General features: G+C 33.2%; 15 protein-coding genes. 12 read left to right on the forward strand and 3 right to left on the reverse strand.

Features of this window, described 5'->3' with window-relative positions; translation table 11 throughout:
- Window positions 1-124 precede the first annotated feature (124 nt).
- The 7 genes from EV144_RS22350 (at window position 125) to EV144_RS22380 (ending at window position 9,233) form a co-directional block, all read left to right on the forward strand.
- The gene (locus EV144_RS22350; protein WP_134151357.1) at window positions 125-895 is read left to right on the forward strand and encodes a DUF3108 domain-containing protein; all 771 of its coding nucleotides are present in this window, start codon (window positions 125-127) and stop codon (window positions 893-895) included.
- The gene (locus tag EV144_RS22355; protein WP_134151358.1) at window positions 895-1,836 is read left to right on the forward strand and encodes a tryptophan 2,3-dioxygenase family protein; all 942 of its coding nucleotides are present in this window, start codon (window positions 895-897) and stop codon (window positions 1,834-1,836) included. Before EV144_RS22350 ends, EV144_RS22355 begins: the two co-directional genes overlap by 1 nt.
- A 25-nt stretch (window positions 1,837-1,861) precedes the next feature.
- Window positions 1,862-3,082 carry a M23 family metallopeptidase gene (locus EV144_RS22360; protein ID WP_134151359.1) on the forward strand — a complete coding sequence of 407 codons (1,221 nt, stop codon included), beginning with the start codon at window positions 1,862-1,864 and terminating at the stop codon, window positions 3,080-3,082.
- A gap of 273 nt (window positions 3,083-3,355) precedes the next feature.
- Window positions 3,356-4,999: a glucose-6-phosphate isomerase gene (gene pgi / locus EV144_RS22365; protein WP_134151360.1), complete on the forward strand. Its 1,644-nt coding sequence runs from the start codon at window positions 3,356-3,358 to the stop codon at window positions 4,997-4,999.
- 331 nt (window positions 5,000-5,330) lie between these two features.
- A complete protein-coding gene (locus EV144_RS22370) occupies window positions 5,331-8,123 on the forward strand; it encodes a TonB-dependent receptor (RefSeq protein ID WP_317129092.1) in 2,793 nt (930 codons plus the stop codon).
- A 104-nt stretch (window positions 8,124-8,227) separates the two neighbouring features.
- Complete coding sequence (locus tag EV144_RS22375; protein WP_134151362.1) at window positions 8,228-8,656, forward strand: hypothetical protein; 429 nt, start codon at window positions 8,228-8,230, stop codon at window positions 8,654-8,656.
- An 85-nt stretch (window positions 8,657-8,741) separates the two neighbouring features.
- The gene (locus tag EV144_RS22380) at window positions 8,742-9,233 is read left to right on the forward strand and encodes a septal ring lytic transglycosylase RlpA family protein (RefSeq protein WP_134151363.1); all 492 of its coding nucleotides are present in this window, start codon (window positions 8,742-8,744) and stop codon (window positions 9,231-9,233) included.
- A 39-nt stretch (window positions 9,234-9,272) separates the two neighbouring features.
- Here EV144_RS22380 and EV144_RS22385 read toward each other — a convergent pair whose 3' ends face one another.
- Window positions 9,273-9,728: a DinB family protein gene (locus EV144_RS22385; RefSeq protein WP_134151364.1), complete on the reverse strand. Its 456-nt coding sequence runs from the start codon at window positions 9,726-9,728 to the stop codon at window positions 9,273-9,275.
- A gap of 76 nt (window positions 9,729-9,804) precedes the next feature.
- Here EV144_RS22385 and EV144_RS22390 point away from each other — a divergent pair, with 76 nt between their 5' ends.
- From EV144_RS22390 to EV144_RS22410, 5 genes are all read left to right on the forward strand, one after another.
- A complete protein-coding gene (locus EV144_RS22390; RefSeq protein WP_134151365.1) occupies window positions 9,805-10,155 on the forward strand; it encodes an arsenate reductase family protein in 351 nt (116 codons plus the stop codon).
- Between the two features lie 259 nt (window positions 10,156-10,414).
- Window positions 10,415-11,275 (forward strand): YicC/YloC family endoribonuclease, encoded by an 861-nt coding sequence (locus tag EV144_RS22395; protein WP_134151366.1) that lies wholly within the window; start codon window positions 10,415-10,417, stop codon window positions 11,273-11,275.
- Between the two features lie 64 nt (window positions 11,276-11,339).
- Complete coding sequence (gene gmk / locus EV144_RS22400) at window positions 11,340-11,912, forward strand: guanylate kinase (RefSeq protein WP_134151367.1); 573 nt, start codon at window positions 11,340-11,342, stop codon at window positions 11,910-11,912.
- Between the two features lie 109 nt (window positions 11,913-12,021).
- The gene (nadD, locus tag EV144_RS22405) at window positions 12,022-12,603 is read left to right on the forward strand and encodes a nicotinate (nicotinamide) nucleotide adenylyltransferase (RefSeq protein WP_134151368.1); all 582 of its coding nucleotides are present in this window, start codon (window positions 12,022-12,024) and stop codon (window positions 12,601-12,603) included.
- A gap of 171 nt (window positions 12,604-12,774) precedes the next feature.
- The gene (locus tag EV144_RS22410) at window positions 12,775-13,338 is read left to right on the forward strand and encodes a hypothetical protein (protein ID WP_134151369.1); all 564 of its coding nucleotides are present in this window, start codon (window positions 12,775-12,777) and stop codon (window positions 13,336-13,338) included.
- Window positions 13,339-13,400: 62 nt separating this feature from the next.
- On the opposite strand, the gene EV144_RS22415 is transcribed toward EV144_RS22410, so the two are convergent.
- Window positions 13,401-14,867, reverse strand: coding sequence for a nicotinate phosphoribosyltransferase (locus tag EV144_RS22415; protein WP_134151370.1), 1,467 nt, complete (start codon window positions 14,865-14,867; stop codon window positions 13,401-13,403).
- 76 nt (window positions 14,868-14,943) lie between these two features.
- Window positions 14,944-16,023, reverse strand: coding sequence for an adenylosuccinate synthetase (locus tag EV144_RS22420; RefSeq protein WP_134151371.1), 1,080 nt, complete (start codon window positions 16,021-16,023; stop codon window positions 14,944-14,946).
- Window positions 16,024-16,088: the final 65 nt, after the last annotated feature.

Below are 16,088 nucleotides of genomic sequence, written 5' to 3' on the forward strand. Positions count from 1 at the left end.
ATAGTTTTTTGGTTAGTTAATAGCATAAAAACTCAGTCATTCTTGACTGAGTTTTTTTGTTTTAGTACATTTGGAATAGAATTTGCATTTCTTTATCTTTATAATAGAATGTAAAAAATGTACTATGAAAAAATTAGTCCTCACTATATTAATCCTCACAACTTTTAGCTTTGATTCCTTTAAAGAAGATGCCTTTGATGTGGGCGAATACTTTAAATTTCGCATACATTACGGAATTATAAATGCCGGTTATGCCACACTAGAAGTAAAAGACGCTACTATAAATAATAAGAAAGTTTTTCATGCAGTTGGAAAAGGCTACACAACCGGCATGTCAAAATTCTTCTTCAAAGTCGAAGATTTATACGAAAGTTACTTTGACAAAGAAAACGGAAATCCATATCGTTATATTCGAAAAATTGACGAAGGCGGTTACACCAAAAATCAAGAAGGTATTTTTAATCCTTCCGAAAATAGAATTTTGGTAAAAGACTACAAGAGAAAATCAGAAAAAACACTTGTTACTTCTGATAATGTGCAAGATATTGTTTCTTCTTTTTATTATTTGAGAAATCACCCCAATATTGACAAACTTAAATCGGGCGAATCAATCGTAATCGATATGTTTTTTGATGATGAAATCACAAAATTTAAGTTAAAATATGTAGGCCTTCAAGATATTACAACTAAATTTGGAACCGTTACTACGATGGTTTTTAAACCTTCGGTACAAAAAGGAAGGGTATTTAAAGAAGAAGAAAGTTTAACACTCTGGATTACAGACGACGACAATAAAGTTCCCATTAGAATAAAAGCAGATCTTGCCGTAGGATCTATTAAGGCAGATCTTGACGAATATAAAGGATTAAAAAATCCATTTAAAGCAAAAAAATAATGAACCTCACAGATCATTCTGAATCAATTTTAAAAGAAATTGATCTTAAATTTCAAGCCATAAACCAAAAAACTGATGTGCAATTAGAAGGTTTACTTTGGTCTAAGCCTATTACATATTGGGATTACATTCAAACTGATGCATTATTAAATTTACAAATTCAACGTACTACACTTCCTGACGAAATGGTATTTATAATGTATCATCAGGTAAATGAATTGATTTTTAAAATGATTCTTTGGGAAGTTGAACAAATTGGTGCTGCAGAAAATATTCAGGTTGATTTTTTCAGCGAAAGATTATTGAGAATTACACGTTATTTTGATATGCTTACGAATTCGTTCAGCATTATGGAGAACGGAATGGACATTGATCAATACATGAAATTCAGAAACACACTGACTCCTGCAAGTGGTTTTCAGAGTGCACAATACAGAATGATCGAATTTGCTTCGACAGATGTTATCAATTTAACCGATCATAGATACAAAGCCAGCTTTGACGAAAATACAGATTTAGAAACAAGTTTTGAGCATTTGTATTGGCAGGCAGCAGGAAAAGATTATCATACAGGAGAAAAATCATACTTACTTCAGGAATTCGAAACAAAATATAAAGACCAATTTTTACGTCAGATTTCGAAATTCAAAACAAAAAATATCTGGCAAAAATTTACACAGCTTCCAGAAAACGATCAATCCAACCCAGAATTAATTACTGCAATGCGTCATTATGACTATACAGTAAACATTACGTGGGTGATGCAGCACTTAAATACGGCAAGAAAATATATTTTAGAAAGCGGAAAAGGCAACGGCGAAGCCACTGGCGGCAGTGACTGGCAAAAATATATGCATCCAAAATACCAAAGACGCATCTTTTTTCCTAAATTGTGGACCGAAGAAGAATTGTCCAATTGGGGAAACGAAGCTACAGTTTAATTTCCCAGCAAAAAATTTTAAGAGTTTGAAAAAAGCATTCGTAATTATTATTGTATTGTTTTCAATATTTTCATGTAAAAAAGCAGAAGAAAAAGTCGAAATCAAAATCACTAAACCAAAGGCTAAGAAAGTAGAATTTGGATTTAATTACGCTGATTTTAATGTTATACATGATACAATACAAAAAGGAGATTCTTTTGGATCCATCTTTCAAAGTCAAAATACCGGAGACAAAAAAGTGTACGATATTGTGGAGCAGGTAAAAGATTCTTTTGATGTAAGAACCATTCGCTATAACAAACCTTATACTTTACTTCGATCAAAAAACAAAACAAACAAACTTCAGGTTTTTATTTATCAGCCCGATGCGCTGACTTATTATGTTGTCGATTTTAGAGACAGCATTGCTAAAGCGTATAAAAAAATAAAACCAGTTACTTTAAAAAGAAAAATAATTGGCGGCGTTTTAAAAAGTTCTCTTTCTGAAACTTTAGGAAACGAAAGTGTAGAAACGGCGCTTGCCAGCAGAATTACCAAAGTTTTCTCTTGGTCTATTGACTTCTTTAAACTTAAAAAAGGAGATCGTTACGGATTAATTTTCACAGAGCGTTTCATCAACAACAAAACATACGACGGCGTAGAAGATCTTGAAGCTGCGTTTTTTGAATATAAAGGGAAAATTGTTTACGCTTTTCCTTTTGAAAAAGATACGCTTTCGGGAAAAATTGAATATTATGATGATGAAGGAAAAACGTTGAAAAACTTTTTCTTAAAAACGCCAATCAAATTCAGCCGAATCACTTCTCGATTTACAATGAATAGATTTCATCCTGTGCAGCACACTTGGAAAGCACACAAAGGAACGGATTATGCCGCACCAACCGGAACTCCAATTTCAACAACTGCTTCGGGAGTTGTAGAAGCTACCGGATATACTGCTGGAAACGGAAATTTCGTTAAAGTAAAACACAACGGAACCTACTCTACTCAATATTTACACATGTCGAGAATTTTGGTTCGTCGCGGACAACGTGTTACTCAAGGTCAAACTATTGGTTTGGTCGGAAGTACAGGTTTAGCTTCTGGACCTCACGTTTGCTATCGTTTCTGGAAAAATGGTGTTCAGGTAGATGCACTTCGATTGAATCTGCCAACCGGAGAATCTTTAACCGGAAATGACAGAACTCGTTTTATGAAACAAATCGAACCTTTGAAAAGAGAATTGGATAGTATTGGGAATTTGTAATTCTATTTCAAAAAAAATCTGCCGTTTTCTTTAAAAAGAACATTTAGAAAAACATCTAAAAATCATCTTGAATATTTCGAAATTTCAGATATCGATATCAATGAAAAATTAATAGCTTCTTGGAAAAAAATAAAAATCGAATAACTTCATCATTCTGAGAATTCACGAAAACGTTTCCGTCACTTTTTGTTATATAATTGTGAACTGAAGGGCTATTAAAAGTAATTTCAGTATTTTTGTTTTTCTTAACCACATTATAATTAAACAAACAAAATGGCTTTAAACACAACAAACCCAACCGGGACTGAAGCGTGGAAAAATCTGCAAAATCACTATAACGCAATTCACGAAACTACGATACAAGAATTATTTCAGCAAGACAATGCTCGTGCTGAAAAATTCAATTTACAATGGAATGACTTTTTGGTAGATTATTCTAAAAACAATATTAGTCAGGAAACCATATCTCTTTTATTGGAATTGGCAAATTCTATCGGATTGAAAAATGCTATTTCGGATTATTTTAATGGCGAAATCATTAACAAAACCGAAAACAGAGCTGTTTTGCATACTGCATTGCGCGCGCCTGAATCGGCTGTTATAAAAGTTGACGGTGAAAATGTAATTCCGGAAGTTTACGAAGTAAAGAACAAAATCAAGAATTTTACGAATGAAGTTATTTCTGGCCAAAGAAAAGGTTTTACAGGAAAAGCTTTTACAGACATTGTAAATATTGGTATTGGAGGTTCTGATCTTGGTCCGGATATGGCGGTTAAAGCTTTACAATTTTACAAAAATCAACTAGATGTACATTTTGTTTCTAATGTTGATGGCGATCACGTAAATGAAGTAATCAAAAAATTAAATCCTGAAACAACTCTTTTTGTGATTGTTTCTAAAACTTTTACAACTCAGGAAACTTTAACGAATTCTGAAACTATTAAAGAATGGTTTTTAAAATCGGCAAAACAAGAAGATATTGCAAAACACTTCGTTGCTGTTTCTACAAACATTCAAAAAGTAACAGAATTCGGAATTAATCCAGACAATGTTTTCCCGATGTGGGACTGGGTTGGAGGAAGATTTTCTTTGTGGAGTGCGGTTGGTTTGAGTATTGCATTGGCAATTGGTTTTGATAATTACAACGAATTATTGAAAGGTGCTCATGAAATGGACGAGCATTTTAAATCGGCAGAATTTGACGAAAATATTCCTGTAATTTTAGCTTTATTAAGCGTTTGGTACAACAATTTTTATGGAGCAGAAAGTGAAGCTTTGATTCCATACACACAATATTTACAAAAATTAGCTCCGTATTTGCAACAAGCGTTTATGGAAAGTAACGGTAAAAGTGTTGGTCGTGACGGGAAACCTGTTAACTACCAAACCGGAACTATTATTTGGGGCGAGCCAGGAACAAATTCACAGCATGCATTTTTCCAGTTAATTCACCAAGGAACAAAATTGATCCCGACAGATTTTATCGGATTTGTAAAACCTTTATACGGAAATGAAGATCATCATGATAAATTGATGTCGAACTTTTTTGCTCAGACAGAAGCTTTAATGAACGGAAAAACCGCTGGACAAGTTCAGGCAGAATTTGACAAACAAGGTTTAGCGGCAGAAAAAGCATCTTATTTATTACCATTTAAAGTTTTTACAGGAAACAAACCAACAAACACTATTTTAATTCAGAAGCTTACTCCAAAAAGTTTAGGCTCATTAATTGCATTGTACGAACATAAAATATTCGTTCAGGGAATTATCTGGAATATATTCAGTTTTGATCAATGGGGAGTTGAATTAGGAAAACAACTTGCTAATTCTATTTTAGATGAAATTAACACTAAAGAGGTAAAAAATCATGATAGCTCAACTTCATTCTTATTAAATCATTTTTTAAAGAATAAATAAGCTTCACTAGAAAAGCATTTCTAATATACTGAAACCTCTTAATTTAACAAAAATTAAGGGGTTTTTTCGCATAAAACACTACCTAAACAACACAAAAAGAGTCTTTTTTGAACGTTTTACGCTACAATACCATCAAATTTATTATGATTTTAACAAAAACAAAGTGTTTTAATTTAAGAAAACGTTATTTTATTTAACGAAAAAAGAAAAAATCATTTTAATACGCAGCCAATTATATAAAACTCTTTTTTCTTAACATTACGATAACATTATCTGAGTTATTTGTTATAATTTTGCCAAAAACAAATAACAAAAACAAGAAATGAAGAAAATGAAAAATTGGTTACTGACTGGACTATTATTCATGATAGTTTCGACCGTATTTTCTCAAGGAAAAGTGACCGGTACTATTACCGACGGTACAAATTCATTACCAGGAGCAAATGTTGCGATCAAAGGATCATCAGCTGCAGCTACTACAGATTTTGATGGAAAATTTACATTAGAGTCTCAAAATGCTACTGGAGAATTGGTTATTACTTATTTAGGTTACAACACACAAACTGTAAAATTCTCTGTTACTAGTGGAACTACTAACTTAGGATCTATCGAATTGGCTTCAAATTCAAATGAATTAGAAGAAATCGTAGTTAAAAGTAGCGTTATTGACGTTGCTAAAGACAGAAAAACACCAGTAGCTGTTTCTACAATTAAAGCTGCTGAAATTAGAGAAAAATTAGGATCTCAAGAATTTCCTGAGATTTTAAAAAGCACACCTTCAGTATATGCTTCTAAAGCAGGTGGAGGATTTGGAGATTCAAGAATTGTTATTCGTGGATTTGACCAAAAAAATATTGCCGTAATGATTAACGGAGTTCCTGTTAATGATATGGAAGGTGGTTCTGTATATTGGAGTAACTGGGCAGGTTTGTCTGACGTAACTTCTGCAATGCAGGTTCAAAGAGGTTTAGGAGCTTCTAAGCTTGCTATTTCTTCTATTGGAGGAACCATCAATGTTATCACAAAAACGTCTGACATGAAAGAAGGTGGAAACATTTCATCTAGTTTTGGTAATGACGGGTACTTAAAAGCACAAGCTTCATACAACACTGGAATAATGAAAAATGGTCTTTCTGCTTCTGTTTTATTTAGTAGAACTGAAGGAGATGGATATGTAGACGGCACTAAATTTGAAGGATACAATTATTTCATGGCTTTTGGTTACAAAATCAATGACAAACACAGTATTCAATTTACTTTTACAGGTGCACCTCAATGGCACAACCAAAGAAGCACTTCTCCTCTTTTAACTGATTTCTTAAAATACGGAAGTGACGGTAAAAAACCAAACATCAAATATAACTCTGATTGGGGATATAGAAACGGTGAAGAAACAAGTTTAAAAACAAATTACTATCACAAGCCGGTAATGAGTTTAAACTGGGATTATGATATTAACTCAACTACAAAATTCTCTACTGTTGTTTACGGTTCTTGGGGTCGTGGTGGAGGAACAACTTCTAATGGTGGAATAAAAGGTCAAAATCCTTACACTGTAGGAACTACTGCAGCACCTAATAATTTAAGAGATGCTGATGGTTTAATTAAATTTGATTTAATTCAAGCATGGAACTCAGGACAACCTACAACATTAGGAACAAGAACTCCTATTGCTGGTGGTGCATATCAAAATAGTACTGTTACTGGTAGTGCTGCAAACTTATCTACAGGTATTACAGAATACTCATCTATAAACTCTCACAACTGGTATGGTACGGTTTTAAATTTAGACAAAAAATTATCTGAGAATTTTAATTTAAACTTCGGAGTTGAAGGAAGAACTTATACTGCAGTTCACTATCAAACACTTATTGATTTATTCGGAGCGACTAATTATCTTGACAGAACAAATAAAAGTGGCGATGGAGTAACTCCAATCAATACCGTTTTATCTACTACATATGCACCAAGACCAACAGGAAATCCATTCGTAAGTACAGATTACCAAGAAAGATTAGGTTATTCATATGACAGTAAAGTGAACTACTATGGTGCTTTCTCTCAATTAGAGTATTCAAAAGGTAACTTATCTGCGTTTCTTCAGGGAGCTATTTCTTCACAAGGTTACAAAAGAGAAGATCACTTTAACTATGCTCCAACAAACCCTCTTTCAAGTACAGATTTCCAAAACCTTACAGGTGGAGATGTAAAAGCGGGAGTTAATTACAATATTAACGAACACCATAATGTTTTTGTTAACGGAGGATTTTACTCAAAACAACCTTTCTTTACATCAGTATATCCTAACTTCCTTTCAGTTACTAATCCAAATTTAACGAATGAAAAAATTAGCGCTATTGAACTTGGTTATGGTTTCCGTTCAAGAATCTTTACTGCTAATTTAAATGCTTATTATACAACTTGGAAAGACAGATTTACAACTGGTACTGATCCTGATGCAGCTACAAATCCTGGAGGATTATATACTTTTGACGGTGTTAATGAAACTCATACAGGTGTAGAATTAGACGTTACAGCCAGACCAATTGACAAGTTAAAATTAAACGGAATGATTTCTGTTGGTGACTGGAAATATGATGGAAATGCAACTAGTAACCGTTTTGATAGTTCATACCAACCAGTACCTGGAGGAACAGCTCAAACTTTATACCTAGACGGTGTGAAAGTTGGTAATGCTGCTCAGACTACAATAGCACTTGGAGCTGCTTACGAAATCTTAAACGGACTTAATGTCGATGCAAACCTTAACTATTCTGAAAAGTTATACGGAAACATTAGTCCTGCAAGTTTTACAAAAGCAGACAACAAAGGAGCTATGGAATTACCTGGCTTTGCAACTACAGATGCTGGTATATCTTACAAATGGGTACTAAGTGATAAATTAGGTGCATTAAACTTTAGATTAAACGTTAATAACGTTTTTGATAAAATATTTATCAATGAGTCATTCACAAATATTTTTGCTGATGATACCAAGCCAGGAACAACACCAGCTCAAACTTATGCTCAAGCTGGAGCTCTTTACAAAGGAGTTGCAACTGACAACAAAGTTTACTTCGGTTACGGAAGAACTTGGAACTTTACTCTACGTTACGATTTCTAATATTTAGAATCTAAATAAATACCAAAAACGGCATTGACTTTTAGCTCAATGCCGTTTTTTTATGGCCTTTTTTGCTATATTTGTTTTAATAAAAAAATTAATTTATGTACAATTTTCTACAAAAATTCCACTCTGGCTGGGCTTATTTAGCTTTATTGCTTTTACTGATTGCAGTGGTAAATTCTATCATTGGTTTTACATCAAAAAAGGATTTTACTGCAAAAGATCGTAAAATTGCTTTGTTTGCCTTAATCGGAACTCATACCCAATTATTAATTGGATTGATCCTTTATTTTGTATCTCCGCTAGGAAAAGCTGCTTTTGGAGAAATGTCTAATGCAGAACTTAGACTAACTTCATTAGAACATCCATTAATCAATATTATAGCTATTGTTTTAATTACAATTGGATGGTCTAAACATAAAAAGCTGATTAACAGCGAAGCAAAATTTAAAACGTTCGCCATTTTCTATGGATTAGGCTTATTGCTTATTCTAAGTAGAATTCCGTGGAATCTGTGGTTCCAAAAATAAATCGATAAAAATCCTAAAAATGTAGGATTTTTTTTATTTCGGCATATTATTTGTACAAACTCCCCAAGTCTGAAAAAAATAACCTATGAGAATTAAAAAAAACATCATATTAAACATACTTGCATTAACTTTTTTAAGTGGTTTCACTTATGTTATAAGTCAAAACAAACCTTCAACAGAACCGAAAATTGTTCAGGATACTGTAAAAAATGCCAGACCTAATATAATAGCAATCCCGGCAGATTCTGTCTTTACAGACAAAGGTTTAAAATTAAAATCGTATAAAAAAAATGCTCACGCTTCTTATTATTCTGACCGATTTAACGGTAAAAAAACGGCAGACGGAAGCAGATTTAACAACAGCAAATATACTGCTGCACATAAAAAACTTCCTTTTGGCACAAGAGTAAAAGTAACCAATGAAGCAAATGGTAAATTTGTAATTGTAAAAATCACGGATCGAGGTCCTTTCGTAAAAACCCGTGAAATTGACTTATCAAAAAGAGCCTTTATGGAAATCACCAAAAGTAAAGGTGCCGGCGCAATGAAAGTTACAATAGAAACTATAATAGAATAAAAAAATCCCGTCTTGTAATTGTAAGACGGGATTTTCTTTTTAAACGAACTTTCTAATGCTCATTACAATTCCGGTATGAATTCCTTCATGGTAATTATTAAAACTTAAGGCATCGTCTGCATTATGAAGTGTAAAACCCATACTCGTTGTATATACGTTGTATTCTTTGAATACCCCATTGTTATAATCTAATTCGGTTTGATCAAGAGTTTTAAGAAGTAATGTTCTAATTTCATCAACTTCTGCCTGCGAAACATCTCCTTCTGGCTTTGTTCCTTTTTTGTATTTAGCAATAAATTCCTCAGAAACCATTATAGGAAGTTCTGAAAGTTTATATACTAAAACTTGCTGTGATGATATGCAATGTCCAATATTCCAAATTAAATTATTACTAAATCCGTCGGGAATTTTATTTAATTGCTCTAATGAGTGATTGTCCAAAACTTTTAAAAGAATGGTTCTTATGGTTTTGTGGACTTCAAAAACTGGGTTCATAATTTTAATTTTTTTCTAAAATTAGGCAATTTTAAGTTTCAAATGAATTTTCTTTGTAGTCACAAAAAATAAAATCATGAACAAAATATATTATCTGGCGTCTTGCGATACTTGTAGAAAAATCATTAAGAACTTACCAGAAAACGATTTGGTTTTTCAGGACATTCGTCAGAACCCGATAACGGAAGCTGAATTGGAAGAAATGTACCAGCTTTCTGGAAGTTATGAAGCGTTATTCAGCAAAAAAGCGCAATTGTACAAGTCGATGGATTTGAAAAACAAAGCGTTGACAGAAGCTGATTTTAAAAAATATATTCTGGAACATTATACTTTTTTGAGTCGTCCGGTTTTTATAATCGATGGTAAAATTTATATTGGCAACAGTCAGCAGAATATTCTTCAGGTTACAAAAGCTTTGCAAAAGTAATATTCCATTTTTTTTAAGGTTTCGTGGGCTCGCGTTAGGGATTACTTCACATAATTTTTATTTTAATCGGAGTTCAGTGAATTTCATTTGAAGTGGAAATCCTTTTTTTGTCTCGTTTTTTAACGAGACAAAAAAAGATTGGAACGGATAGCCCGACCGTAGGGAACGCCCATACTATTTTTATAAACTTTAGGGCTAAAAAACTAGAAACTCTCACTGTGAAGTTTTTTAGTATCTTTGCGCCTTTATACTCAATTATATGATACAATCTATGACAGGGTTTGGCAAGGCGTCTTTGCAATTGCCAACAAAAAAAATTACCGTAGAAGTAAAATCTTTAAATAGTAAAGGTTTGGATTTGAATGTCAGGATGCCGTCTGTTTACCGCGAAATGGAATTGGGTTTGCGTACTCAGATTTCGACTAAACTGGAAAGAGGTAAGATCGATTTCGGAATTTACATCGAAAGCACGGCTGAACAAACTTCGACTAAGGTAAATGTTCCTGTTGTAAAAAACTACATTGCACAGCTTAAGGAAGTTTATCCGGATGCTGATGTTACTGAATTGATGAAAATGGCGGTTCGTATGCCTGATACGCTGAAAACTGAGCGTGAGGAAATCGACGAGAATGACTGGGAACAGATTCAGGTTATTATTGAGGAAGCACTGCAAAACATTTTAAGTTTTAGAAAAGACGAAGGTGAATCTCTTGAAAAGGAATTTAATCTTAGAATTGGAAATATCCGTCAATATATGAACGACGCGCTGGCTCTTGATCCGGAACGTGTTCAGGCGATAAAAGACCGTTTACAAACTGCCATTGCTGAATTGCAGGTTAATGTTGATGAAAATCGTTTTGAACAGGAATTGATTTATTATTTAGAGAAACTGGATATTACGGAAGAGAAAGTTCGTTTGACGAATCATTTGGATTATTTTATTGAAACATTAAATGGTTCTGAAGCTAATGGTAGAAAACTAGGTTTTATCACTCAGGAAATGGGTCGTGAAATTAATACGATGGGTTCTAAGTCAAATCATGCGCAAATGCAGAAATTGGTGGTGATGATGAAGGATGAATTGGAGAAGATTAAGGAACAGGTTTTGAATGTACTTTAGAAGATTCAAAAATAATACAATAAAGTTCATCTTTTAGAAAGTGAACTCATGCAACAACACAACAATGAATAAAGGAAAATTAATTGTTTTTTCGGCACCTTCGGGATCAGGGAAAACAACTATAGTAAAACATTTACTTGGGTTAGAGGATTTAAATTTAGAGTTTTCGATCTCAGCAGCTTCACGTGATCCGCGTGGCGAAGAAGAACATGGGAAAGATTACTATTTTATTGATCTGGAACAATTTAAAAAACATATTAAAGCCGAAGATTTCCTGGAATGGGAAGAAGTATATCGCGATAACTTTTACGGTACTTTAAAATCGGAAATTGAAAGAATCTGGGCTTTAGGAAAAAACGTGATTTTTGACATTGATGTTGCAGGCGGATTGCGTATTAAACATAAATTTCCGGAACAGACTTTAGCAGTTTTTGTAAAACCACCAAGTGTAGACGAACTTAAACGCAGACTAAAAGAGCGTTCTACTGAAAGTGACGACAAAATCAATATGAGAATTGCAAAAGCTTCGGTTGAATTAGCAACTGCGCCACAATTTGACGTGATTATTAAAAATTATGATTTACCAGTTGCTTTAGAAGAAGCGCATCAGCTAGTAAAAGATTTCGTAAATAAATAATTTATTACGCAGAGAATAACAATGAAAAAACACGAAGATTCGCAGAGTTCTAATTAAACTTTGCGAATCTTTGTGTTATCTTAGCGCCTCTCAGTGAAACCATAAGAAGATGAAAATAGGTTTATATTTCGGCACATACAACCCAATTCACGTTGGCCATATGATTATTGCGAACCATATGGCAGAATTTGCTGGTTTAGATCAGATTTGGATGGTGGTTACGCCTCATAATCCGTTGAAGAAAAAAGCAGCGCTTTTAGATGATCATCAGCGACTGGAAATGGTTTTTCTGGCAACAGAAGATTATCCGAAGATAAAACCGTCTGATATTGAATTTAAATTACCTCAGCCGAATTACACAGTTGTGACGCTCGCACATTTACAGGAAAAATATCCAACTAATGAGTTTTCTTTAATCATGGGAGAAGACAATTTGAAGACGCTGCATAAATGGAGAAATTACGAAGTTATTCTTGAAAATCATGATATTTATGTGTATCCGCGTATTTCTGATGAACCTGAAAACATCGAATTAAAATCGCATCCAAAAATTCATATTATTGATGCACCGATTGTAGAGATTTCCTCAACTTTTATTCGAAATAATATTAAAGAAGGAAAAAACATTCAACCGCTTTTACCTCCAAAGGTTTGGGAATATATTGATCACAATAATTTTTATAAGAAGTAAATGCTTTTTTCTGCTTCGATTTTTATTCCTGAAAAACCTAAATTTTTCAACTTAACCTCGTCCGAAAAATTATCCTATTTTTCTCTTGGAGCAATCATATTGTACTGCTTAATTTCATTATTAATTGAACGTTTAATAAATCATAAATTACATCAATATTTTTACTATCCTGTGATAATTCCTTTAATATTATACATAGTAAGTTGTATTATTAGATTTAAAGAATTTGAAAATTTAAATGGTTATTTTGACGGAACAATTTCATTCAATGAAGAATTTCTAACTGTTACTGAGATCGATTACAAATATTCAGAATTAGAAAATTTAGTGATTTATGGAAATTCTTTCTCGGGAGAAAAAACAAAAAATTATAGATATGGACCAATGTATGGGAATGGAGTCGAGAATTTAATTTCATTTACCTATAATGGAATCAAAATAGACAAACATTTTCAATTAAATTCTGAACGACATCTTGACAAATTACAAAATACTTTGATTCATATTATTACCAACGAAAAAATTCCTTATAAAAGAGAATATCTGGATTTTATTAATGAAGAACATCGATCCTACATTCTTTTTGAATTTTTAATTGGAAAGTTAATTAGAGAGAAAAAAATTGAGTGTAAAGAGGGCATTAGTTTGGTGAAATTTAATTCAAATAAAGATGCTCAGGAATTTAAAACAAAATATTGTAGAGCTTCTAATTCGATTTCTCCTTTGTCAAAATGACAAACAGAAACAAAAACGCATAAAAAAGCCTAAATGTTCATCACATTTAGGCTTTTACTTTATTAAGCTGTTGTAAGCTCTTTTTTGACGTTATTTCTAATTTCAGAAAGTGATTGGTCAATTAATAGTTTTCCATCTCTGAAAACCTCTTTAAGTTCTCCTTTTTGCTCTTCTTCCCATGAAACGTTATCGGTTAAATGATAAACGCCGTCTATTAAATCAATTTTCATTAATCCTTTAGCCGATTTTTTAGTTCCGTCGTCTGTAATTGGGTCTTTGAAAATTGCTCTTCCTTCTCCGTTTACTTCTCCGTAAGTTGCTTTCATGGCAAAACCAAAAGTATCTCTGGTATTATATTGATAAGTGAAAGATCCGATTCCGAGAACAACATTTGTTGATGCAAAACCTTTTTGTTTTAATCTTTCGCAAATTTGAGTTGCTCTAGCCACCGTGATACTGTCTCCGTAAATTGCTCCAATTTGAGGAACTAATTCTTTAAATTCTTTATCATTTGTGCTTCCGCCGAAAACATCCCAAAGCAATTCGATAACACCTTTTTTCTCTTGTTCTGTTTTTCCATTTGGATTTCCGCAGATAATATCAACCGGATCACCGCTGTCAGGACGAATTACCACTTTACCTTCTCTAGAAACAATTTCATCTTTTAATCTCGGAAGATAATCCGTTAAAACTTTCCATAAGTCCCAAGTATCAGAAACAATAGAAACAATTCCTTTTGGATAAACATCAGAAATTAATCTTCTAAAAGTTTCATATTCGCCTTCTGTTGTTCCCATACACATTACAGAATGTTCTGTCGCCGCTACTGAACCCGCAATTAATTCGGTATCAGAATTCGCTTTGTAATATTCTTCCATAAAATCAATCGCCGGAATAGTATCAGAACCTGTAAAACTCAACAAATGTCCTGCAGAAGAAGTTAAAGAAGCTTCAATTCCGCCCATTCCTCTCATTGAGAAATCATGTGCTTGCCAATCTACAAATTCAGGAACAGATGACGTTTCTTTAGCATATTTGTCTAACACTTTTCTGTACTCTTTTGCAATTGTAGCAGAGTTACAAGGCAACCAAACTACTGCAGAAAGTAAGGTTTCGAAATAATTTGTCAACCAGAAAAACTCCGGAATCGTATTATACATCGTAAACATTGGTACACGAATTGGCACGCTTGTTCCTTCCGGCAAAGCTTTAAACACCATCGGAATATATCCTAAATCGTGCAAATCTTCGATATGTTTGGTTCCAACTAAGTTTTCGCCTAAATAATTATTGATTCTTCTGGCGTATTTTTTAACTACTTCTTCTTTTGGCTGTTTAAAAAAATAGTGTTCAAAATCCTGAATAATATATTTTTTAATGAAATACTGCAATCCGAAGAAAACAACTTCGTTAACACCTTCGATTCTTGATTTTCTTGGTGTCCAGTTAGAATATACTAAGGTTGTTCCGTCCGGGTATTGTCTTCTGTGGTCAACTTTGTAACCGTCTGTTAATAATAATGGGTTCATAATTTTAATGGCTTTTAGTTCTTTTTCTGATTTGGAAAAACTCCAAATTATAACATTGGTAAATATATTTTTTATTTTAATGAGAATGACTAAGTCTTCTGAAATCTTTTGAATATGGAGAATAAGACCCGTAAATAGCATCCAATTTTATATTCAGTTTTTTTGGTTGAAATTCAGCATCAGTTTGATCTAAACAAGTTACAACCAGATTTTTCTTTTTGGCAGAAACATACGCTCCGTCCAATTGTAAAGCATAATTCAGCAAATCGTAATCTAAATCTCCGAAACGTAATTCTTTTTGATATTCGTTAAAAACACAGGTTTCTTCTTCGTTGTTTTTTAATATAATTTCTCTTTCGTTGCTCATCCAGCCGTTTCCATGTCGGGTTGAATAATTTCTTGTGACATAAAACATTTCAATGTCTTCGATATTTAGAAATTTACAAACTTCAAAAGCATTTTTAGAAGTGGTATTCGCATATGTCACATTCGGAAAAACGCCGTGATCCATATCGAGTAAGATTCCCTGGCTTCCTTCAAAAATCAAATGATCAAATGATTTTAAATAATTGTAATCGCTGATCTTCCACTCTAATTTGTCAATCGCTTCTAAAAAAGCATTCAATTCTTCTTCAATTTGGCTTCCGTCAAGAAATCCGTAGAAATAAGCAATTCCTTTTAATTTTTCGATTAACATTTGCCTTGGTGCAATCAAATCGATGGCAAATAACTTATACGGACTTTCGTGCCTTTTCATTGTCGCACCGACACCTTTTCCGCAGGTTCCGTGTTCCAGATTTTTAACATTTTTTCGGTTTTGCCAAACATCAAAAGGCGTTGTAATTTTTGCTAACGGATGAATGTGCAACTCTGTGTTTCCATTTTTCTCTATTAATTCTTCTCTTTCATTAAATAAAAAAGTCGGATGGATGGTGCAATGTTCTGTATAATAAGACGGCAGACCACGAAGTGCACCGCTAGCAAAACTAGAATGAACATGTTTTTTATCGTCAATCATTACCGTATGCGCCGCTTGTTGTCCTCCCGAAAACCGAATAACTATAGCATCCGGATTTTGCTGTGCAAGAAAATCGGTAGTGATTCCTTTTCCTTCATCACCAAAACCCAGACCTATAACTATTTGTGCTTTTTTCATTTTGTCATCATTAAATAAAATATTTTAGCGTCTCTGCGACTTTGCGAGCAAATTTCTTGTTACTT

The organism is Flavobacterium sp. 270 (assembly GCF_004368785.1).
Classification (GTDB): Bacteria; Bacteroidota; Bacteroidia; order Flavobacteriales; family Flavobacteriaceae; genus Flavobacterium.

Bases quoted from the DNA above. Each gene is read 5' to 3' on its own strand.
- EV144_RS22350 (WP_134151357.1), top strand. From the start codon at position 125: ATGAAAAAATTAGTCCTCACTATATTAATCCTCACAACTTTTAGCTTT.
- EV144_RS22355 (WP_134151358.1), top strand. From the start codon at position 895: ATGAACCTCACAGATCATTCTGAATCAATTTTAAAAGAAATTGATCTT.
- pgi (WP_134151360.1), top strand. From the start codon at position 3,356: ATGGCTTTAAACACAACAAACCCAACCGGGACTGAAGCGTGGAAAAAT.
- EV144_RS22370 (WP_317129092.1), top strand. From the start codon at position 5,331: ATGAAAAATTGGTTACTGACTGGACTATTATTCATGATAGTTTCGACC.
- EV144_RS22375 (WP_134151362.1), top strand. From the start codon at position 8,228: ATGTACAATTTTCTACAAAAATTCCACTCTGGCTGGGCTTATTTAGCT.
- EV144_RS22380 (WP_134151363.1), top strand. From the start codon at position 8,742: ATGAGAATTAAAAAAAACATCATATTAAACATACTTGCATTAACTTTT.
- EV144_RS22385 (WP_134151364.1), bottom strand. From the start codon at position 9,728: ATGAACCCAGTTTTTGAAGTCCACAAAACCATAAGAACCATTCTTTTA.
- EV144_RS22390 (WP_134151365.1), top strand. From the start codon at position 9,805: ATGAACAAAATATATTATCTGGCGTCTTGCGATACTTGTAGAAAAATC.
- EV144_RS22395 (WP_134151366.1), top strand. From the start codon at position 10,415: ATGATACAATCTATGACAGGGTTTGGCAAGGCGTCTTTGCAATTGCCA.
- gmk (WP_134151367.1), top strand. From the start codon at position 11,340: ATGAATAAAGGAAAATTAATTGTTTTTTCGGCACCTTCGGGATCAGGG.
- nadD (WP_134151368.1), top strand. From the start codon at position 12,022: ATGAAAATAGGTTTATATTTCGGCACATACAACCCAATTCACGTTGGC.
- EV144_RS22415 (WP_134151370.1), bottom strand. From the start codon at position 14,867: ATGAACCCATTATTATTAACAGACGGTTACAAAGTTGACCACAGAAGA.
- EV144_RS22420 (WP_134151371.1), bottom strand. From the start codon at position 16,023: ATGAAAAAAGCACAAATAGTTATAGGTCTGGGTTTTGGTGATGAAGGA.